At 59.2% G+C, this 20260-nt stretch carries 15 protein-coding genes; 9 read left to right on the forward strand and 6 right to left on the reverse strand.

What is annotated here, in order from left to right:
• Positions 1–205 precede the first annotated feature (205 nt).
• Positions 206–1495: an MFS family transporter gene (locus AFK24_RS17520; RefSeq protein ID WP_020293051.1), complete on the forward strand. Its 1290-nt coding sequence runs from the start codon at positions 206–208 to the stop codon at positions 1493–1495.
• An 83-nt stretch (positions 1496–1578) separates the two neighbouring features.
• Here the strand turns inward: AFK24_RS17520 and adeC are convergent, their stop codons facing one another.
• From adeC to AFK24_RS17535, 3 genes are read right to left on the reverse strand one after another with little or no spacing between them, the layout of a single operon-like run.
• A complete protein-coding gene (adeC, locus tag AFK24_RS17525; protein ID WP_065834426.1) occupies positions 1579–3039 on the reverse strand; it encodes an AdeC/AdeK/OprM family multidrug efflux complex outer membrane factor in 1461 nt (486 codons plus the stop codon).
• Positions 3036–6170 carry an efflux RND transporter permease subunit gene (locus tag AFK24_RS17530; RefSeq protein ID WP_065834427.1) on the reverse strand — a complete coding sequence of 1045 codons (3135 nt, stop codon included), beginning with the start codon at positions 6168–6170 and terminating at the stop codon, positions 3036–3038. The genes adeC and AFK24_RS17530 overlap by 4 nt, the downstream gene beginning before the upstream one ends.
• Positions 6171–6173: 3 nt before the next feature.
• The gene (locus AFK24_RS17535; RefSeq protein ID WP_065834428.1) at positions 6174–7334 is read right to left on the reverse strand and encodes an efflux RND transporter periplasmic adaptor subunit; all 1161 of its coding nucleotides are present in this window, start codon (positions 7332–7334) and stop codon (positions 6174–6176) included.
• Between the two features lie 249 nt (positions 7335–7583).
• On the opposite strand from AFK24_RS17535, the gene AFK24_RS17540 reads away from it, so the two are divergent.
• From AFK24_RS17540 to AFK24_RS17550, 3 genes are all read left to right on the forward strand, one after another.
• Positions 7584–8216, forward strand: a complete 633-nt coding sequence (locus AFK24_RS17540) for a TetR family transcriptional regulator (RefSeq protein ID WP_065834429.1) — start codon at positions 7584–7586, stop codon at positions 8214–8216.
• A 448-nt stretch (positions 8217–8664) separates the two neighbouring features.
• The gene (locus AFK24_RS17545; protein WP_065834430.1) at positions 8665–9789 is read left to right on the forward strand and encodes a DUF3396 domain-containing protein; all 1125 of its coding nucleotides are present in this window, start codon (positions 8665–8667) and stop codon (positions 9787–9789) included.
• A 154-nt stretch (positions 9790–9943) separates the two neighbouring features.
• A complete protein-coding gene (locus AFK24_RS17550) occupies positions 9944–10747 on the forward strand; it encodes a cache domain-containing protein (RefSeq protein ID WP_240500408.1) in 804 nt (267 codons plus the stop codon).
• Positions 10748–10833: 86 nt separating this feature from the next.
• Here AFK24_RS17550 and AFK24_RS17555 read toward each other — a convergent pair whose 3' ends face one another.
• The 3 genes from AFK24_RS17555 to AFK24_RS17560 all read right to left on the reverse strand — a co-directional run bounded on the left by AFK24_RS17555 (position 10834) and on the right by AFK24_RS17560 (position 13744).
• Complete coding sequence (locus AFK24_RS17555) at positions 10834–12342, reverse strand: MDR family MFS transporter (RefSeq protein ID WP_065834432.1); 1509 nt, start codon at positions 12340–12342, stop codon at positions 10834–10836.
• A 220-nt stretch (positions 12343–12562) separates the two neighbouring features.
• Complete coding sequence (locus AFK24_RS31220) at positions 12563–12733, reverse strand: hypothetical protein (RefSeq protein WP_170826353.1); 171 nt, start codon at positions 12731–12733, stop codon at positions 12563–12565.
• A gap of 120 nt (positions 12734–12853) precedes the next feature.
• Positions 12854–13744, reverse strand: coding sequence for a LysR substrate-binding domain-containing protein (locus AFK24_RS17560; RefSeq protein ID WP_065834433.1), 891 nt, complete (start codon positions 13742–13744; stop codon positions 12854–12856).
• Between the two features lie 163 nt (positions 13745–13907).
• Between AFK24_RS17560 and AFK24_RS17565 the strand changes: the two genes are divergently transcribed.
• The 5 genes from AFK24_RS17565 to AFK24_RS17585 all read left to right on the forward strand — a co-directional run bounded on the left by AFK24_RS17565 (position 13908) and on the right by AFK24_RS17585 (position 20241).
• The gene (locus AFK24_RS17565) at positions 13908–15542 is read left to right on the forward strand and encodes a 5-guanidino-2-oxopentanoate decarboxylase (protein ID WP_065834601.1); all 1635 of its coding nucleotides are present in this window, start codon (positions 13908–13910) and stop codon (positions 15540–15542) included.
• The gene (locus tag AFK24_RS17570; protein WP_065834434.1) at positions 15542–16990 is read left to right on the forward strand and encodes an aldehyde dehydrogenase family protein; all 1449 of its coding nucleotides are present in this window, start codon (positions 15542–15544) and stop codon (positions 16988–16990) included. The genes AFK24_RS17565 and AFK24_RS17570 overlap by 1 nt, the downstream gene beginning before the upstream one ends.
• Positions 16991–17216: 226 nt before the next feature.
• The gene (locus AFK24_RS17575; protein ID WP_065834435.1) at positions 17217–18320 is read left to right on the forward strand and encodes an ABC transporter substrate-binding protein; all 1104 of its coding nucleotides are present in this window, start codon (positions 17217–17219) and stop codon (positions 18318–18320) included.
• Between the two features lie 158 nt (positions 18321–18478).
• Complete coding sequence (locus AFK24_RS17580; protein WP_065834436.1) at positions 18479–19387, forward strand: ABC transporter permease; 909 nt, start codon at positions 18479–18481, stop codon at positions 19385–19387.
• Positions 19384–20241 carry an ABC transporter permease gene (locus AFK24_RS17585; RefSeq protein WP_065834437.1) on the forward strand — a complete coding sequence of 286 codons (858 nt, stop codon included), beginning with the start codon at positions 19384–19386 and terminating at the stop codon, positions 20239–20241. The genes AFK24_RS17580 and AFK24_RS17585 overlap by 4 nt, the downstream gene beginning before the upstream one ends.
• Positions 20242–20260 lie beyond the last annotated feature (19 nt).

Below are 20260 nucleotides of genomic sequence, written 5' to 3' on the forward strand. Positions count from 1 at the left end.
AGCGAATTCATTCGCGAGGGTGTCAGGCCTGACATCGAATTGTGCCAAATAGACACTTGGCGACAAGTCTGGCCCCTCCCGGATAAATCCGGTCCTACAGGTAATCAGGCAACCCGCTAATTCTTTTCAAATTGTTGCGCGCTCTTCGGCAACAATGTTACAGGTTATGTCTTGAAATGCTGTTTAACACTTATGGGGAAAAATAATGACAACGACGCATTACACAGGTGAAGAACGCAGCAAGAGGATATTCGCGATTGTCGGTGCTTCTTCCGGCAACCTCGTCGAGTGGTTCGACTTTTATGTCTATGCCTTCTGCGCAATCTACTTTGCGCCCGCTTTTTTTCCGTCAGACGATCCAACCGTGCAATTGCTCAATACCGCTGGCGTGTTTGCCGCCGGGTTTTTGATGCGGCCTATCGGGGGCTGGCTGTTCGGTCGGGTGGCCGACAAACATGGCCGCAAGAACTCGATGATGATTGCGGTGTTGATGATGTGCGGCGGCTCGCTGATCATCGCCTGCCTGCCGACTTATGCGTCGATAGGCGCCTGGGCACCGGCGCTGCTGTTGCTGGCGCGTCTGATTCAGGGCTTGTCGGTCGGCGGCGAGTACGGCACGACCGCCACCTACATGAGCGAAGTCGCTTTGCGCGGGCAGCGCGGTTTTTTCGCATCGTTCCAGTACGTGACACTGATCGGCGGCCAGTTGCTGGCGGTGCTGACGGTAGTAATCATGCAGCAGTTCCTCAGCACTGAAGAATTGCGCGACTACGGCTGGCGGATTCCGTTTGTCATTGGCGCCGTTGCAGCGGTGATTTCACTGTTTCTGCGTCGCAGCCTGGAAGAAACCACTACTGCTGAAAGCCGCAAGGATAAAGACGCCGGCAGCATCAGCGCGTTGTTCCGCGATCACAAGGCAGCCTTTATTACGGTGTTGGGTTACACCGCTGGCGGCTCGCTGATTTTCTACACCTTTACCACCTACATGCAGAAATACCTGGTGAACACCGGCGGCATGCACCCCAAGACCGCCAGTTACATCATGACCGGCGCGCTGTTCCTTTATATGTGCATGCAACCGTTGTTCGGCATGCTCGCGGACAAGATCGGTCGTCGTAACTCGATGCTGTGGTTCGGCGCGCTGGGCACGCTGTGCACCGTGCCGATTCTGATGACCCTGAAAACCACCACCAACCCGTTCATGGCGTTTGTCCTGATCACCCTGGCGCTGGCGATTGTCAGCTTCTACACCTCGATCAGCGGCCTGGTCAAAGCTGAGATGTTCCCGCCGCAGGTGCGTGCGTTGGGTGTGGGTCTGGCCTATGCAGTGGCCAATGCTGTATTCGGCGGCTCTGCCGAGTACGTGGCGTTGAACCTGAAGAACATGGGCATGGAGAGCAACTTTTACTGGTACGTAACGGTCATGATGGCCATCGCGTTCCTGTTCAGCCTGCGTCTGCCGAAACAGCCGGCGTATCTGCACGAAGATCATTGATGCGTAGCGCGGCTGCTTGAGGCGTACTTCTAAAGATCAAAAAAAACCCACCTGAATTGGTGGGTTTTTTTATGGCGCTGCGATCAGAACAACTGAACGCTCGGCTTCTCTTGCGAGATTGGCTTGGCCTGTCCGGTCTGCTCGTACCAGCCACCGCCCAAAGCCTTGTACAGATTGACCTCGCTGGTGAGCTGGGACAAACGGTCGGTGATCAACGACTGCTGCGCGCTGAACAACGAGCGCTGGGCGTCGAGGAAGGTCAGGTTGCTGTCGATGCCAATGCGATAGCGACGCTCGGCCAGACGGTAGTAGTCCTGGTTGGCGGCAACGAAATCACTTTGCGCCTGCAACTGCTCGTTGAAGGTTTTACGTGCAGTGAGACCGTCGGAAACTTCCTGGAACGCCGTCTGAATCGCCTTCTCGTAGTTGGCGACGCTGATTTCTTTCTGGATTTTCGAGTAATCCAGGCTGGCGCGCAGGCTACCGGCGTTGAAGATCGGGATGTTGATGCTCGGCTGGAACAACCAGGTACCCGAACCGCCATTGAACAGACCGGACAAGTCCGGGCTGATCGTACCGGCATTGGCCGTCAGGCTGATGCTCGGGAAGAACGCAGCACGTGCCGCGCCGATATTGGCGTTGGCAGCCTTGAGTTCATGCTCGGCCTGCAGGATGTCCGGACGACGCTGCAACAGCTCCGAAGGCATGCCGGCGGGTACGAGACTCAGCAGGTCCGCGCTCAGAGGCTGGGCTTGTGGCAGGTTGTTCGGCAGGCCGGAACCGAGCAACAGCGTCAGGCTGTTGAGGTCCTGGGCAACCTGACGCTGGTAGCGCGCCAGGGAAACCCGCGCACTTTCCACCGAGGTCCGCGACTGACTCAGGTCCAGCGCCGACGACACACCGACTTCATTGCTGCGCGAAGTCAGGCGATAGCTTTCTTCGAACGCCTTGAGGGTGTTCTGGGTCAGCTTGAGCAGTTCCTGGTCGGCTTGCCACGTCAGGTAAGCATTGGCGACGTTGGCCACCAGGCTGATCTGTGTGCTGCGGCGCGCTTCTTCGCTGGAGAAGTAAGTCTCCAGCGCTTGTTCGCTAAGGCTGCGTACGCGACCGAACAGGTCCAGCTCGTAGGCGCTGACGCCCAATGTGGCCGAGTACTGGCTGGTAATGCCCGACTCGCCGCTGGTGGACAGGTTTGCCGGAACCCGCTGACGGCTACCACTGCCCGTGGCGGAAACCGCCGGGAACAGATCGGCACGCTGGATGCGGTATTGCGCACGGTAGGCGTCGATGTTCAGCGCCGCGACGCGCAGGTCACGGTTATTGACCAGTGCCGTCTGGATCAGCTGTTGCAGGGCCGGGTCATGGAAAAACTGACGCCAGCCTTGTTCCGCCGCCGCAACGTTGGCCGCTTCGGCCGGCGAATACGCCGGACCTTGCGGATACTGCGCCGCGACCGGCGCTGCAGGCTGATTGTACTCAGGGATCAACGAGCAGCCGCCGAGAATGAACGCGGTGACCGCCAGAGAGATCAGGGACTTGCTCATTGGCCAGCCTCATCATGTGAAGTTTCTTTCTGTTTGCCCTTGAACAACGAGGATACCGAGACGAAGAACAATGGTACCCAGAAGATCGCCAGGACAACGGCCGTGATCATACCGCCGATTACGCCAGTACCGATCGAATGTTGACTGCCCGAACCCGCACCGGTGGAAATCGCCAGCGGTACAACGCCGAGGATGAACGCCATGGACGTCATCACAATCGGTCGCAGACGCATCCGGCAGGCTTCGATTGCTGCATCCACAAGGCTCTTGCCCTGTTCATGCAGTTCCTTGGCGAATTCCACGATGAGGATCGCGTTCTTCGCCGCCAGACCTACCGTCACCAACAAGCCCACCTGGAAGAATACGTCGTTGGACAAACCACGCAGGCTGGTTGCCATCAACGCACCGATAACCCCGAGCGGAACCACCAGCAACACGGCGATTGGAATCGACCAGCTTTCATAGAGTGCCGCCAGACAGAGGAACACCACCAGCAGCGACAACGCATACAACGCGGGCGCTTGCGAGCCGGACAGACGTTCTTCGTACGACAGGCCGGTCCATGAATATCCGATACCCGCTGGCAGTTTCTTGGCCAGGGCTTCGACTTCAGCCATTGCTTCACCCGAGCTATAACCCGGCGCCGGAGTACCGAGCACTTCCTCTGCGGTCACACCGTTATAGCGCGACAGTTTTGGTGAGCCGTAAACCCAGGTACCGGAAGCGAACGATGCGAACGGCACCATTTCGCCCTTGGCGTTGCGTACGTACCACTTCTTCAGGTCTTCGGGGCTCATGCGGGCATTGGCTTCACCCTGCACATACACCTTCTTGACTCGACCACGGTCGATGAAGTCGTTGACGTAGCTACCGCCCAGCGCGATGGACAGCGTGGTGTCGATGTCCGACAGCGTCACGCCCAAGGCACTGGCGCGTTCGTCGTCGATGGTCAGCTGATACTGCGGCTCGTCGTTCAAGCCGTTGGGACGTACGCCCGCCAGAATCTTGCTTTGCGCCGCCATGCCGAGGAACTGGTTGCGAGCTTCCATCAACTTGGCATGGCCGACACCGCCCTGATCCTGCAGGAAGATGTCGAAGCCCGTGGCGTTACCCAGTTCCAGAACCGCTGGCGGAACCACGGCGAACACCATTGCATCACGGAAGCCGAAGAAGTGCGCCTGTGCCCGTTTGGCCAGCGCAAACACGCTGTTTTCTGCGGAGCGATCGCCCCATGGCTTGAGCATGATGAAGGCCAGACCCGAACTTTGACCGCGACCCGCGAAGTTGAAGCCGTTTACGGTGAATACCGAGGCAACCGCGCCGCCTTCTTCTTCAAGCAAGTACTTGCGCATGTTGTCGATCACGCCCTGAGTACGCTCGGCCGAAGAACCCGCCGGTGTCTGTACCTGGGCAAAGATCACGCCCTGGTCTTCTTCAGGCAGGAACGCCGCTGGAATGCGCGTGAACATCCAGATCATGCCGGCAAAAATCAGGATGTAGACCAGGAATGCCGGGATGCGGTGCTTGAGCATATTGCCCACGCCACGCTCGTAGCTCTGCACGCTGCGGTCGAAGGTCCGGTTGAACCAGCCGAAGAAGCCGCGTTTTGGCTGACCGTGCTTTTCATGGTCGATCGGCTTGAGCATGGTGGCGCACAAGGCCGGGGTGAAGATCAACGCGACGACCACCGAGAGGGCCATGGCCGAAACAATCGTGATCGAGAACTGCTTGTAGATCACGCCGGTGGAACCACCGAAGAACGCCATTGGCAGCAGAACCGCCGACAGCACCAGAGCGATACCGATCAGCGCGCCCTGGATCTGCTCCATGGACTTGATCGTGGCTTCTCGCGGCGAAAGTTTCTCCTCCGCCATCACCCGCTCGACGTTCTCCACCACCACAATCGCATCGTCCACCAGCAAGCCGATGGCCAGGATCATGCCGAACATGGTCAAGGTGTTGATGGTAAAGCCGAAGGCCGCGAGGATGCCGAACGTACCCAGCAATACTACGGGCACGGTCATCGTGGTGATGATCGTGGCGCGGAAGTTCTGCAGGAACAGGTACATCACCAGGAACACCAGCACAATCGCTTCGCCGAGCGTATGCACCACGCCGGAAATCGATTCACTGACCACTGGCGTCGTGTCATACGGATAAACGACTTTCATGCCCGGCGGGAAAAACGGTTCGAGTTGAGCAACCGTGGTGCGAATCGCCTTGGCGGTGTCCAGTGCGTTGGCACCGGTTGCCAGCTTGATTGCCAGACCGGAGGCTGCCTTGCCGTTGAACTGCGCGTCGATGCTGTAGTTTTCGCCACCCAGGCCAACACGGGCCACGTCACGCAAACGAACCTGCGAGCCGTCCTGATTCACTTTCAGGAAGATGTTGCCGAACTGCTCGGCGGTCTGCAGACGCGTCTTGCCGATGATGGTTGCGTTGAGCTGCTGGCCCGGCATCGCTGGCAAACCGCCCAGCTGACCGGAAGAAACCTGCACGTTCTGCGCAGCAATGGCGGTTTTCACGTCCACTGGCGTCAGCTGGAAGTTGTTCAGCTTGGCCGGATCGAGCCAGATACGCATGGCGTACTGGGCACCGAACACCTGGAAGTCGCCCACACCGGAAGTACGGGAGATAGGGTCCTGCATGTTCGAGACGATGTAGTTGGCCAAGTCTTCCTTGCCCATGCTTCCGTCTTCAGACACCAGACCGATAACCATCAGGAAGTTTTTCACTGCCTTGGTTACCCGGATGCCTTGCTGCTGAACTTCCTGCGGCAAGAGCGGCGTTGCCAGGTTCAGTTTGTTCTGGACCTGAACCTGCGCCGTATCCGGGTTGGTGCCCTGGTTAAACGTTGCAGTGATGGTCATGCTGCCGTCGGAGTTACTTTCCGAGCCAACATAACGCAGGTTGTCGATACCGTTGAGCTGCTGCTCGATCACCTGAACCACGGTGTCCTGCACGGTCTGTGCAGAAGCGCCCGGGTAAGTAACCTGAATCGCAATGGCCGGTGGCGCAATGCTCGGGTACTGGTTGATCGGCAACTTGAGGATCGATAAAGCCCCGACCAGCATAATCACGAGGGCAATTACCCACGCGAAAATCGGGCGGTCGATAAAAAATTTCGACATGAATTACTCCCCTTTACTGCCTGCGGCTTTTTCAGTTGCCGGGGCAGGTGCCGGGTTTGCCGACTGGACGTTGGTGGCTTCTGCGACCTTCACTTCTGCGCCTGGTTTAACGTACTGCAGACCTTCAGTGATGATCCGGTCTCCGGCTTGCAGGCCACTTTCGATCAACCAGTCGCTACCCACGGTGCGATTAGCCACCAAGGTGCGCAATTCGACCTTGTTGTCCTTGTTGACGATCAATGCGGTCGGCGTGCCTTTCAGGTCACGCGTAACGCCTTGTTGTGGCGCCAGGATCGCTGTGGCATTCACGCCGGTTTGTAGACGGGCGTGAACGAACATGCCTGGCAGCAAACGGTGGTCCGGGTTCGGGAACACGGCGCGCAGGGTCACCGAGCCGGTGGTTTGATCCACGGAGACTTCAGAGAATTCCAGTTTGCCTTCCAGTGCGTACTTGCTGTTGTCTTCCAGGGTCAGATTGACCTTGGCCGCGTTCTCGCCAGCTTTCTGCAACTTGCCGCTGTCGAGTTCGGCGCGCAGCTTGAGCATGTCGACCGAAGACTGCACCACATCGACGTAGATCGGGTCGAGTTGCTGAATCGTCGCCATGGCATCGGTCTGAGCACTGCTGACCAGTGCGCCTTCAGTTACCGACGAGCGACCAATACGGCCGGCAATCGGCGAAAGCACCTTGGTGTAGCGCAGGTTGATCTGCGCGGTTTGATACGTGGCCTGCGCGGTCAGGCTGTCGGCCAGGGCCGTGTCGTATTCCTGACGGCTGACGGCTTGCTCGCTGACCAGCTGCTTATAACGATCGGCCAGTGATTTTGCCGATTGCAAGGCAGCCTTGGCGCTGTTGGCAGTGGCTTCGTAAAGGGCCGGGTCGATCTGGTAGAGCTGCTGACCGACTTTGACGTCCGCGCCTTCAGTGAACAGACGTTTGAGAATGATGCCGTTGACCTGCGGACGAACCTCCGCGATGCGGAACGCCGTGGTTCTGCCGGGCAGCTCCGAGGTCAGCGCGTACGGCTGGGTTTTCAGAGTGACCACACCAACCTGAGGTGGCGGCGGAGCAGGGGCCGCCTCTTCTTTTTTACTGCAACCGCCGAGCAGGGTGGCCAGGGCGACGGCAGTGACCAGAACGGTAACAGCTGGCTTGAATTGCATGAAGATCCTCGGGTCAGGAGCCTGAGTGCTCAAGAAGGTTAAAGGTTAAAAATGTATTCCGGCTGGATAAGTAGGAAGCTAATGAATATACTTACATTCACGGTTGTTTGTAAATACCCTTCCCTGCATCAATACGCCGCAGGAATCGGGGATTGTAGGTTCGGGACAAGGCAATACAAATGCCGCCCGGTTCTGCTTCGAACCTGCGTTTTTCGCAGCTTCAAGTAATTTGATTGAGGTTTTACTGCCATGGTCCGTCGTACCAAAGAAGAAGCTCAGGTCACCCGCAGCCAGATTCTGGAGGCTGCCGAGCAGGCATTCTATGAGCGGGGCGTGGCGCGTACGACCCTGGCGGACATCGCCTCGATTGCCGGCGTGACGCGCGGCGCTATCTACTGGCACTTCAGCAACAAGGCTGATCTGGTGCAAGCGATGCTCGACAGCCTGCAAGAGCCACTTGAAGAAATGGCCAGGGCGAGCGAAAGCGAGCACGAAGAAGACCCGCTGGGCTGCATGAAAAAACTTCTGATTCATTTGTTTCATAAAGTTGCACTGGACCCGAAAACGCGTCGCATCAATGAGATTCTGTTTCATAAATGCGAGTTTACCGATGAAATGTGTGACTTTCGTCGTCAGCGCCAGGCCAATGCCCTGGAATGCAACGATCGAATCGGCGTTGCCTTGAATAACGCGGTTCGAAAAGGGCAGCTTCCCGCCAACCTCGACAGCGTTCGCGCGTCGATCACATTACATGCCTATATCGATGGCATGCTCGGCCAGTGGTTGCTGATTCCTGACAGCTATTCGCTCAACAAACATGCTGAACAGTGGGTAGAAGCAGGCTTGGACATGTTGCGCCTGAGTCCTGCGTTGCGAAACTGATCGGCTGTCGCAGGGTTTACCACGGAATATGCAGCGTATCTATCGCGAACTCCACGCGCATGGACAGAGAGTTTACGCTCCGTTCGCCAAATTTGGGCGCAACGCCAGTATGAAACTTCATGACATTTGTGAGTGACGTAGTCCCGTCTTGTAGGACGTCAGTAGGACATTTCTTGAAACGTGTGGCTGATTTCCCAAACTAATTCCTACGTATTGCTCCTGCGTACAACTCTCTTCATTCTTTGCTGCAAGCAAACATGAACGGGAAGAAATTGCATGTTTTCGGGCACCCTTGCGCTTATATGCCCTGTCGTTGGCGAAAAATTCCTCGCAACCTCTCGACGCCTCGAAGTCGCCCCTGACACCCGGAGCCCTGCATCGGCATTGCGGGAAATGTCTTATGAGGGCCTCTCACACCGCAGCGCCGGGATGATGAGGAGGATCGTTCGTGTCGGAAACTCTTTCTGAAGCTGTGCGTTTGTTAGGCCGGCTCAGGGACGGTGCCGCGCGCGTGACGATCGACTCTGCACGAGCCGTGCCCATCGTCCGTATGGGTCTGATCACGACCCTTTATTTCAAGCAGGGGCATACGCTGGATGCCAGGTTCCGGATTGACGCCTGCTTCGCGCGTTTCTATAAGGCATTCCGGCCTTTACTCAAATGGCAGCATTACCAGCACGTGCGCAAGCTGGCGCCGAGCAGTTTCGCCAGGTGTCGACGGCAGATTCTCGACAGCTCGCCTCACGAGCCATTGTTGTGGTCGTTATTCAGCGCAGACGCTTCGCAAGTGGCCAGCTATCAGCTGTTCCTGACCTGCACGCCCCAGGAGCAGGCGGATACCGATCTTTGCTGCTTGAAAATGGTCCTGCCCTGGGCGTACCTGACCGAAAACGGTGGCGTCGGTCTCTACGAGGGCTGGATCAAATTCCTGTGCAGCCAGCTCCATGCCGAACACGGCTATGGTGGTCTGGCGTGCATTCTGCCGTCAGATGGTCATTGTCATCTGTCGCTGGAATACCGCCTGGCGCTCAGTAATAACGGGCTGATGGTCGACTCGGGACCGCATATGGAAAGCTTGCGTCTGCTCAATCGCATCAAGGGTGTTAGCTGGTACACCGTACTTGGGCAGCGTTTTGTCCGGCAGGTGGGCGGCAATGACCGTTTGCGAGGCACGCTGAGTTCGCACAGCGATATCACCTTTCATCCCTACGATGGGGGATTATTGATCCGTACCGGGATCCTTCCGGACCTGCTCCCCGCGACCGAAACGCCACCACTGGCCTACAGGGCGCTAAACAAAGTGCTCAAGCCTATCCGTCTACAAGACACCGGTTGCCTGCATCCCTATCCGATCCCCGGTCCGTGCTTCTCCAAGGAGACGACCGCGCAGTGGTATGCGCGCTTTGACGACAAACCCAAGCCCGCCGTCAACGCGGGCCAGCCTTGCCCCGAAACCGGTAACTGGTTCAGCAATGCCAAGGCGCGCTCGCGACGATTTTTCCACCAGGGCGAAGTCATGCCGACCTTCGAGCATCTCAAGCCTGAGCGCACGCAATGGTTCTGGGCTGACTGAACGCACGGCCCGCCCTGGCAGCGTCCTGTGAATAGTTCGTCATCGTCCGGTTATTGGCTAAGCTCTGTCCAAATCAATAAAAGAGGGATCGGTAATGCCGTCGTCGCCACGCAGTATCGGGCTCGGAAAAGCGCTCTTGGGGTGGGTATGTCTAATGTGGCTGGGGCAAGCCTGGGCCGGGGCAGAGAGCCCCGATCAAGGACCGGCGGCCAAAGCGCTGCTGGAAAAGGCCGTGCAGCGTTATCAGCAAGAGGGCGACAAGGCCTTTGCCGAATTCAGCCGCCAGGGTGAGTTCGTCGACGGGGAGCGTTACGTGTTCGTGGTCGATACCAAGGGCGTGATGCTCGCCAGTGGCGGACCATCCGTGGTGCTGATCGGCCGGGACGTTTCCCAGGTGCTGGAACCGAATCTGCAAAAGGCTTTCAAACAAGTGCTGCAAACGCCCGAAACCAAGGGTGTGCAGCAGGCGGAATATCGCTGGAACAACTGGGCTGACGGCAAGGTAGAACGCAAGCGCGTGTACTTTCAGCGGATCGGCGAACGCATCCTGGCGGTGGGCTATTACGTACCGCGTGCTTCGCCCGAGCAGGCAAGGGCGTTGCTGGACAAGGCTGTCACCGAACTGGCCCGCGACCAAAAGGGAACGCTGACTGCGATAAACAGCCTCAAGGGCGGATTCCTTCAGGACGATCTGTATGTGTTCGTGGTCGATCTGAGCAACGACCGCTACGTCGCCCACGGCACCAATCTGCGTCTGATCAATACCGACTTCAGAAAGGTCAAGGATCCGGAAGGCAAGCCCGTGGGCGAGCCAATCCTGACACTGATCGCCCGGCAGGATACAGGCGAATACGAGTACCGCTGGCTTAACCCGGTCACCAACAAAGTGGAAAACAAGCACGCTTATGTGCGCAAAGCGGGTAGTCATCTGGTGGCGGTGGGGTATTACAATAAGTAGTCGGCCGCGTAGGAGCGAACTTGTATGGGAGCGAGCTTGCTCGCGAATAGGTGCGACGCCCTGCCAACAAGTTGGCTCCTACAAGATCACCGCTCCTGATGCTCTCTACCCCGCAACAAATTATTGGGCATCGACAGCGCGGCGGCCAGGCCGAACAGGGATACCGCCGCGCTGATCATCATCAGGTGCTCGAACGTCAGCGCCAGTTCACTGCGCAGGTTTTGCAGCGCGGGGCCACTGGCTGCGTTGAGGCTGTCCATCAGCACATTGCCGGAACCGCTTTCAACACCTGCCACCGCGCCACCGACATGAGCCAGGCCTGTGCCTTGCAACATGGCCAGTAACAGCGCGGACATCACCGCCACGCCCACGGCCCCGCCCAGGGAACGAAACAGGTTGGTGGTGCTGGTGGCGACGCCCATGTCGCGTACCGCGACGGAGTTCTGCGTACCAACCAGCGAAGTCGGAAATTGCATGCCGCTGGCAAAACCGGTCAGCACCATGAACAGACTGGTCAGCAGCGCCGACTGCGGCGAGGTGAAAGCCATGCCGAGGATCGCCAGCGGCATCAGCAGCGCGCCGGCCAGGATCAAGGGTTTGTAACGTCCGGTCAGGGACGTGCGGCGGCCGGCGAAATAAGCGCCCATCGGCATACCAATCGCCAGCGGCAGCAGGTGCAGGGCGGCGCTGTCGGCGCCGCCGCCGGTCACGGTCTGAAAACGCAGCGGCACCAGCACGATCAGCGAGATCGCCTGGAAACTGGTGAAGAAAACCGTGCACCAGCACAGCACCGCGCTGCGATTGGCGAACAGGTGCATGGGCAGCAGCGGCTCTTGTGCGCGCCGTTCGTAGAGCACGAACACCACCAGTGCCAATAGCGCGATGCCCAGCAGCGCGACTACTTGATCATCGCGCCAGTTGCGGCCTTGGCCAATCTCGGTGATGCCCAACAACAAGGCGCTGAGGCCGACGATCATCAGCACGGTGCCGAGGTAATCAATGATGGGTTTGCGTTGTGGAACGGGCAGGCCGATCAGCGTGCGTTTGGCGACCCACCAGGCGAGCAGGCCAAGTGGCAGGTTGATCAGAAATACCCAGCGCCACGACAGATACTCGGTCATGAACCCGCCCAGCACGGGTCCGGCTACGCTGGCGGCGGCATACATCCCACTGAAATAACCCTGATAACGCCCGCGTTCGCGCGGCGGAACGATGTCGCCGATGATCGCCTGGCTCACCGAAACCATGCCGCCCGCGCCGATGCCCTGAATGATCCGCGCAAGCACCAGTTGTTCCATGCTTTGCGCCATGCCGCAAAACAATGAGGCCAAGGTAAACAGCCCCAGCCCGAACAGCATCAGATTGCGTCGCCCGTACAAGTCGCCGAGTTTGCCGTAGATCGGCACCGCCACGGTCAGCGCCACCATGTAGCCTGAAATCACCCAAGCCAGCAGGTCGAAATCCATGAATTGCGCGGAGATGGCCGGCATCGAGACGGCGACTATGGTTTGGTCCAGCGCACTGAGAAATACGGCCATCATCAACGCAAACAGAACGCTGCGGATGGACGGCGTGGTTTGATTAAGGTTGGTCAAGGCTGAACCTGATCGACAGTGTTTACCCGCCGCAATTGCGGCAGGAGAAAGCCGTCAGTCTAATCCGATAGCTTGCTAATCGATAGCTGCCTTATGCATAGCCTGTGGAGAAACTCTGTGGGAGCTTACGAGCAACGCGAGGCAGCGAAAGCGGTTGACCTGACACACCGATTCGCGGCCGTCGTAACCTCCGAACGCTCCCACAGTCTGAAGTTGTAGCTCATCGCAACGCGCTGAAGGTTGCATCAGTGGGTACGCAATGGCCGAAGCTGCAACTGGCCACGCGGGGGGCTTCGCGGATCAGCTCGATCCGGTATGCGCCAGCTGCATAAAGGGCAACGATGGCGCTGGCGCCCAGTACAGCCAGGCACTTTCTTGTTGTTATGTTCATGACGCTTTCCTCATTCCGACTACAGAGCAGTTCTGAAAGGGACTGAGGAAATTGTAGGACACGTTCTGCGGTGGCGTAGGAAAGAAAAGGTCTAGCAAATGGCCAGTTCGCTACCAACGGTTATAGGTCCGCCCGTTGCGCCGCTTGCGCCAAGAGCCAGTCAATCAGTTCGCGCAACTGTGGCGAAGCGCCAGGTCGGGTAGGGAACACAAAATAATAGGCCGCGCCGGTGCGGACTTTCAGGTCGAAGGGCATGACCAGTCGGCCGGTGCTGAGGTCTTCGTCAATCAGCGCCCAATCACCAATCGCTACGCCCGTGCCTTGCGACGCCACCGACATCGCCAGGTCCAGGGTGTCGAAATGCTGTCCTTTGCTGATATTGCTGACGGTCGCGCCTGCGGCTTTCAGCCACTGTTCCCAGTCGCGCTGATCCCGGGTTGGATGCAGCAGCATGTGCTGTTCCAGGTCCGCGAAGGTTTTGAGCGGCACCGGGCCGGCCAGCAGTTGTTGGGAACAGACCGGCGTCAGTTGTTCGTCGAAAATGTGATGGACCTGCATCGAGCTGTCCGGGCGCGCGCCGTAGACCACGGCAGCGTCGAATTCCTCCCGACGGAAATCCACCGCGTGCTGCACCGTAGTGGTCAGTTCCACCGGTACATCCGGCCGCTCCTTCTGCCATTGCAGCAGGCGGGGAAGAAGCCAGCGCATCAGGCAAGTCGGTGCCTTGAGTTGCAACGCGTCGCGTTTTACGCCCACTTGTTCCACGGCTTCGTCGATCAGCGCGAAGACCTGCTGAATGCGCGGAAACAGTTCCCGACCTTGCGCCGTGAGGCTCAAGCCGCGTGCCTGGCGTTGAAACAACGAATAACCCAGATGGCTTTCCAGCCCGGAAATCTGCCGACTGACTGCGCCCTGGGTGATGTGCAACAGTTCGGCGGCGCGAGTGAAATTGCAGCACTGGGCCGTGATCAGGAAGGTGTGAAGCGCTGGAAGTGGCGGCAAACGTTTCATGGGATTTCAGGTATGCGTGGGGAACATGCCTAAGCATGACATTTTATGCGTTGTCACAACCATGCCCGGCAGTTCCAATTACCCTCACAAACTGTGCCCACTCGCGCCTGACCTGATGCGCGAACGTCGGACAGTTCTCGAACCGATGAAGGATGAATGGCAAATGGCGACTTGCGGCGAAGTGTTGGTGAAGTTACTGGAAGGTTATGGCGTCGAGCAGGTGTTCGGTATTCCGGGGGTGCACACCGTCGAGTTGTACCGTGGCCTGGCGGGTTCGACGATCAACCACGTCACGCCCCGCCACGAGCAGGGCGCGGGTTTCATGGCGGATGGCTATGCCCGCACCAGCGGCAAACCCGGCGTGTGTTTCATCATCACCGGCCCCGGCATGACCAACATCACCACGGCGATGGGCCAGGCGTATGCCGACTCGATCCCGATGCTGGTCATTTCCAGCGTGCAATCGCGCAACCAACTGGGCGGCGGGCGCGGCAAGCTGCACGAGTTGCCTTCGCAAAGTGCGCTGGTGGCTGGCGTCGCGGCGTTTTCCCATACCTTGATGTCGGCGAGTGAATTGCCGGGTGTGCTGGCACGCGCGTTTGCCTTGTTCCAGGCCGGTCGCCCGCGGCCGGTGCATATCGAGATTCCTCTGGATGTCCTGGTGGAGGAGGCCGATGAGCTGCTGCAAAGCAAGCCAGTCAACGTTTATCGCTCCGGCGCGGCACCTGCGGCCGTGACGCAAATGGCCAGCCTGCTGGCCAAGGCCAAACGCCCGTTGATCCTTGCCGGCGGCGGGGCCATCGATGCGGCACAAGCGTTGATGAAACTGGCGGAGCAGTTGGACGCGCCGGTTGCGCTGACCATTAACGCCAAAGGCATGCTGCCATCGCGGCATCCGCTGCTGATCGGCTCGACGCAATCCCTGGCGCCGACGCGGGCGCTGGTCATGGATGCCGACGTGGTCCTGGCTATTGGCACCGAGTTGGCGGAAACCGATTACGACATCACCTTCACCGACAGCTTCAAGATTCCCGGCACACTGCTGCGCATCGACATCGATCCGGATCAGACCGTGCGTAATTTCCCGCCAGCGGTTGCGCTGGTTTCCGATGCTGAAATCGCGGTCAATGCGTTGCTCACCGAGCTGGTTGGCCAACATCGGGAAGAGCGCCTTGAGGATTGGGGCCGCACCCGCGCCGCCGCGTTGCGTGACACCCTTGAAACGTCCTGGGACAGCGCAACACGCGGGCAAACCCGATTCCTGCAAACCGTGCTCGACGTCCTGCCTGACGTGGTGCTGGTCGGCGACTCCACTCAGCCGGTATATACCGGCAACCTGACGTTGAATCTGGAGCACCCGCGCCGCTGGTTCAACTCCTCCACAGGCTACGGCACTTTGGGTTACGCCTTGCCCGCAGCCATCGGCGCCTGGCTGGGCTGCTCTGATTCCGGGGCGCGCAATCCGGTCGTCTGCCTGATTGGTGATGGCGGTTTGCAATTCACCCTCGCGGAACTGGCCAGCGCGGTGGAAGCACGCACGCCGATCATCGTGTTGCTGTGGAATAACCAGGGCTACGAAGAGATCAAGAAATACATGCTCAACCGCGCCATCGAGCCGGTTGGCGTGGACATCTACACGCCGGATTTCGTCGGCGTGGCCAAGGCCCTGGGCTGCGCGGCACAGGCGGTGTCCGGTGTTGAAGAATTGAAGGTCGCGTTGCAGGCCGCGCACGAACGTCCGGGACCGACCTTGATTGAAATCGACCAGCAGGTCTGGATGAACGGGATGCAAGACTGATGAGCATGATGACTGTGCAACACGGCGTTTATATCAACGGACAATGGCGTTCGGGCAGCGAATTGCTGACGGTGATCAACCCGGCAACCGAGGCGCAGTTGGCGACGGTTGCCGGCGGCGATGCCTTGGCGGTGGATCAGGCGGTGCAGGCCGCGAGTGTGGCATTTGCCTCGTGGTCAAAGACCTCCGGCGCGGCGCGGGGCAGGATTCTGCGTGCTATCGCCGCTGGCGTCGCCGAACAGCGCGTGACCTTGATGCAGCTGCAATCGAGCAACAACGGCAAGCCCGAGTTTGAAGCTGCCATCGATGTCGATGATGTCATCGCCACCTTTGAATATTACGCGGGCCTCGCCGAGGCGCTGGATGAGCAGCAGGATCGGCCCGTCGTGTTGCCCAGTGAAGATTTCACTGCGCGTTTGCGGCGTGAGCCGTGTGGCGTGGTCGGGCTGATCGTGCCGTGGAATTTTCCCATGGTGACCACCGCCTGGAAACTCGCCCCGGCATTGGCGGCTGGTTGTTGCGTGGTCCTCAAACCCTCTGAAGTCACGCCGTTGGCCGAACTGCAGCTGGCGAAGATCATTGCCGCCAGCGGCCTGCCGGAGGGCGTGTTCAATCTGGTCTGCGGGACTGGTCTTGCCGTTGGCGCGCCCATGGCCGCCGATCCGCGCATCGCGAAAATCTCTTTCACCGGCAGCAATGCCGTCGGCGTGCAAGTCATGCAGCGCGCCGCTGAAACCGTCAAGGGCGTGAGCCTGGAGCTGGGTGGCAAGTCGTCGCTGCTGGTATTGGCCGATGCGGATCTGGATCTGGCGGTCGAACTGGCCAGTGGCGGCGGCTATTTCAATGCCGGGCAAATGTGCTCGGCCACCAGCCGCGTATTGGTCGCCCAGGCATTGCTACCGGAATTTTTACAACGCCTGACCGCCCGGGCCGACGCGATTCAAGTCGGCGAGCCGTCGGAGGAGGGCGTGGAAATGGGCCCGCTGGTCAATCAGGCGCAATATCAGCGCGTGATTGCCCATATCGAAGCCGGCAAACAGGCCGGTGCGCGGCTGTTATGCGGCGGCGAACGCCCGGCTGATCGTCCGTTGGGCTATTTTTTACGGCCCACGGTGTTCACTGACGTGCCCCTGGACAGTGCATTGTGGCGCGCGGAGATTTTCGGACCGGTGCTCTGTGTGCGGGGTTTTGCCTCGGAAACCGAAGCCATTGCTCTGGCCAATGACAGTGAATACGGGCTGGTGGCCAGCGTGGTCGGCGCCGATCCGCAGGCAGCCGAACGGGTCGCCAATGCCCTGCAAGCCGGACTGGTGTGGATCAACGCGCCACAGGTGATTTTCCCGCAGGCGGCCTGGGGCGGTTACAAACAAAGCAGCCTAGGGCGCGAGTTGGGGCCTTGGGGCATGCAGGCTTTCCAGGAAATAAAACACGTCATCCGCGCTGCCTGATCGGGCACGAACGGCTCACGCATGCCTCTTGGCGAGGCATGCGTTGGACACATGGCTTCAATGACAAATTTTCGATTGTTGAGGGTTCGACGGGCACTCAGGATGACCTCGCCGACTCAGCTGATGCGCCCGGATCACGGGCCTTTGGTGAGAGCTTCGGGAACGCGGTTCGCCTGTCGCGACGATGCGTCACCTTCAACATGCAGCAACGAAAATGGAGTCCAGAATGGGCCAGCATGATCTGAACAGAAGACAGTTCATCAAGACAGTGGGCGTCGCATCGGTAGCCGCGGCAGCCATGTCGATGCCGTTCATCCGCGCCAACGCCAGCGACACCAGGTTCCAGGGCAAGACCCTGCGTCTGCTGACCTGGTCCGATGATACCGGCCTGGCCGCGTTGCGCAACATTGCGGCAACCTTCGAAGCCAAGACCGGCGCCAAGGTTATTGCCGACCGCACCGGCAGCACCTCGGAAATGGTCGCCAAGCTCAAGGCTGGCGGTGATCGCCCGCAATACGACGTCATTACCCTGGCTGGCGTCGGCGCCGAAGGCCTGGCAGCGGCCGGTCTGCTGGAAAAACCTGACCTCAACCGCATCCCCAACATCGTCGACGTCCCGGAAAAATACCGCACCGGCGCCAACGGCCACGGCATCGGTTATCTGCTGTGGTGCAACAGCCTGATCTACAGCACGCGCACCGTGAAGGAAGCGCCGGACAGCTACGCCGCCTTGTGGGACAAGGACCTGGCGCCGAGCATTTTCCTGCCGCCGCCGAACTGGACCGAGGCCATGGACCTGATCATCATCGCCGCCAAGCTGGCCGGTGGTGACGAACACAATATCGAGCCGGGCTTCAAGAAGCTCGCCGAGCTCAAGGATCGCGTGGTGACGTTGGGCGAGAACCCGAACCAGATCGCCGAACTGTTCCGCACCGGCTCGCTGGACATGGGCGGCCTATACGCTCCAGCGTTTTTTCCGAATCAGATTCGTGATCCGGCCTACGGTCTAGGCGCCACGTTCGGCATGAAAGAAGGCTTCTATACCGATCTGATGCAGTCGGTCCTGCCGAAAAATCGTCCGGGTGATACCGATTTGGCCTACGCCTTCATCAACCACTCTCTGGACCCGCTGGTGCAGGGCAAGATGGCTGAAGATATCTACAACGGGCCGGTCAACTCCAAGGCAATTATCTCCGCCGAGGCGCGCAAGAGCCCGTACATCCTTACCCCGGAGCAAATCGCCGACAAAGCGATCATGCACGACAACGCTTTCCTGGCCACCGTGCACGACCAGTGGATTCGCCGCTATACCGAGATTTTCTCTTCCTGAGAAATGTGGGAGCGAGCTTGCTCGCGAAGGGGCAGGTGCATCAGACACTTTCAGTGGGTCTGAAACATTGCTTTCGCAAGCGAGCTTGCTCCCACAATCCCGGGTTTCATTGCAGAGCGTCGGGTGATACCTCGGTTACTAATAAAGAGAACACCACCATGGAACACCAACCCTTGACCCGCCCGGTAGCCGTGGTTGTTGCACGCAAACCGAGGACATTCTCCCCAACCGCCCGCGCCTGGCTGTTCCTCACGCCATCGATGCTGTTCATGGCGGTCTTGATTGCCGCCAGCCTGTTGGTGCTGCGCATGAGCGTTGGCACCAAGGGCGCGGAGTGGACCGGTTTCAGCCTGGACAGTTATGCCCAACTGCTGGAACCCTATTACTTGAAATCGTTGCTGCTGACCTTGCGCCTGGCACTGATCAGCGCCGTGATTGCCGTGATCCTGGCGATCCCGGTCGGCTACACCATGTCGCGTCTGCAATCGCCCTTCATCCGACGCCTATTTCTGGCTGCCGTATTGCTGCCGCTGCTGGTCAACCTGCTGCTGCAAAGCTATGGCTGGCTGGTGATTCTCGGTCCGGGCGGCATGCTCAATCAGGCGCTCAAAGGCATGGGCCTGATCACGCGGCCGATCATGATGTTGTACAACCAGAACGGCGTGTTGATGGGGCTGGTGCAGACCGCGTTCCCCCTTGCGGTGCTGCCGATTGCCAGCGCCATGCGCGGCGTTTCCCGCAGCTACGAAGAAGCGGCCGCGACCCTTGGCGCCAGCCGCTTTCAGGTGTTTCGTCAGGTCGTTCTGCCCATGAGCCTACCGGGGATTATTACCGGTGCCACCTTGGTGTTTGCCTACAACGCCAGCAGTTTTGTCGTACCGCTGCTGCTGGGCGGCAGGCGTGTGCCGATGCTGGCGGTCATGGTTCACGACCAGATCGCACCGTTGATGAACTGGCCCGCGGCCTCGGCAGCGGGTGTGGTGCTGATTATCACGACGCTGGCGATCATGACCCTTTCGGAATACATCACCGGGCGTCGACGCCGCATGCTGGAGGCTTCGCAATGAGTCTTTCGACGAAAAAACGCTTTCGCCTGCAACCGGTTCTACCTGGCGATACCGGCCGTTTCGCGGCAATTCTGTCCGGTTTCATCCTGCTGCTGGCGGTCATGCCGATCCTGACCATGATCGTCATGTCATTCAGCGGCGCATCGAACCTGGATTTCCCGCCTTCCAGCTACAGCCTCAAATGGTATGAAGCGGCCTGGCGCACCTTTGTTTCGCCGGACTCCAGCGATGTTCTGAGCCTGGGCAAAGCCATGACCACCAGCCTGTTGGTGGCCTGCCTGACCATGGTTTTTGCGACGATTATCGCCGTGCCTGCTTCCTACGCGCTGACCCGCTGCGAATTTCGCGGCAAGGCCGTGGCCATGCAATTGATGTCCCTGCCGCTGGTGTTTCCCATGGTGGTGTTGGGCCTGGCGCTGTTGCTGATATTCGACAGCCTGCCGTTCCACATGGACACCTCGCGGCTGGTGATTGCCCACGTGATCCTGGCGCTGCCCTTCGTGGTGAAAAACTGCACGGCGGCGATGATGTCCATCGGCAGCGAAGTGGAGGAGGCCGCGCAAATGCTCGGTGCTTCGCCGCTGCGGGCGATTGTCGACGTCGTGGTGCCGCTGATGAAGTCGGGAATTCTCGCCGGCATGCTGCTGGCGTTCATCGTCTCGTTCAACGAATTCACCGTGACCTACTTTCTCTACAACATCGATGTGATGACCGTGCCGATCTGGATGTACAGCCGCACCGTGTCGTCGCTGGATCCAACTGTTTTTTCCTTCGCCGTGCTGATCGTGCTCATCGACTTCGTCCTGATCTGGGCGCTGGAGAAGCTGGTTGGCGAAGGTGGCGTCTCGTTCTGATTGCCCATTGAGGTTTACA

It is taken from the genome of Pseudomonas syringae (assembly GCF_001698815.1).
In the GTDB taxonomy this organism is placed as follows: Bacteria; Pseudomonadota; Gammaproteobacteria; order Pseudomonadales; family Pseudomonadaceae; genus Aquipseudomonas; species Aquipseudomonas syringae_A.

Bases quoted from the DNA above. Each gene is read 5' to 3' on its own strand.
- AFK24_RS17585 (WP_065834437.1), top strand. From the start codon at position 19,384: ATGAGTCTTTCGACGAAAAAACGCTTTCGCCTGCAACCGGTTCTACCT.
- AFK24_RS17570 (WP_065834434.1), top strand. From the start codon at position 15,542: ATGAGCATGATGACTGTGCAACACGGCGTTTATATCAACGGACAATGG.
- AFK24_RS17530 (WP_065834427.1), bottom strand. From the start codon at position 6,170: ATGTCGAAATTTTTTATCGACCGCCCGATTTTCGCGTGGGTAATTGCC.
- AFK24_RS17520 (WP_020293051.1), top strand. From the start codon at position 206: ATGACAACGACGCATTACACAGGTGAAGAACGCAGCAAGAGGATATTC.
- AFK24_RS17580 (WP_065834436.1), top strand. From the start codon at position 18,479: ATGGAACACCAACCCTTGACCCGCCCGGTAGCCGTGGTTGTTGCACGC.
- AFK24_RS17575 (WP_065834435.1), top strand. From the start codon at position 17,217: ATGGGCCAGCATGATCTGAACAGAAGACAGTTCATCAAGACAGTGGGC.
- AFK24_RS17560 (WP_065834433.1), bottom strand. From the start codon at position 13,744: ATGAAACGTTTGCCGCCACTTCCAGCGCTTCACACCTTCCTGATCACG.
- AFK24_RS31220 (WP_170826353.1), bottom strand. From the start codon at position 12,733: ATGAACATAACAACAAGAAAGTGCCTGGCTGTACTGGGCGCCAGCGCC.
- adeC (WP_065834426.1), bottom strand. From the start codon at position 3,039: ATGAGCAAGTCCCTGATCTCTCTGGCGGTCACCGCGTTCATTCTCGGC.
- AFK24_RS17540 (WP_065834429.1), top strand. From the start codon at position 7,584: ATGGTCCGTCGTACCAAAGAAGAAGCTCAGGTCACCCGCAGCCAGATT.
- AFK24_RS17535 (WP_065834428.1), bottom strand. From the start codon at position 7,334: ATGCAATTCAAGCCAGCTGTTACCGTTCTGGTCACTGCCGTCGCCCTG.
- AFK24_RS17565 (WP_065834601.1), top strand. From the start codon at position 13,908: ATGGCGACTTGCGGCGAAGTGTTGGTGAAGTTACTGGAAGGTTATGGC.
- AFK24_RS17550 (WP_240500408.1), top strand. From the start codon at position 9,944: ATGTGGCTGGGGCAAGCCTGGGCCGGGGCAGAGAGCCCCGATCAAGGA.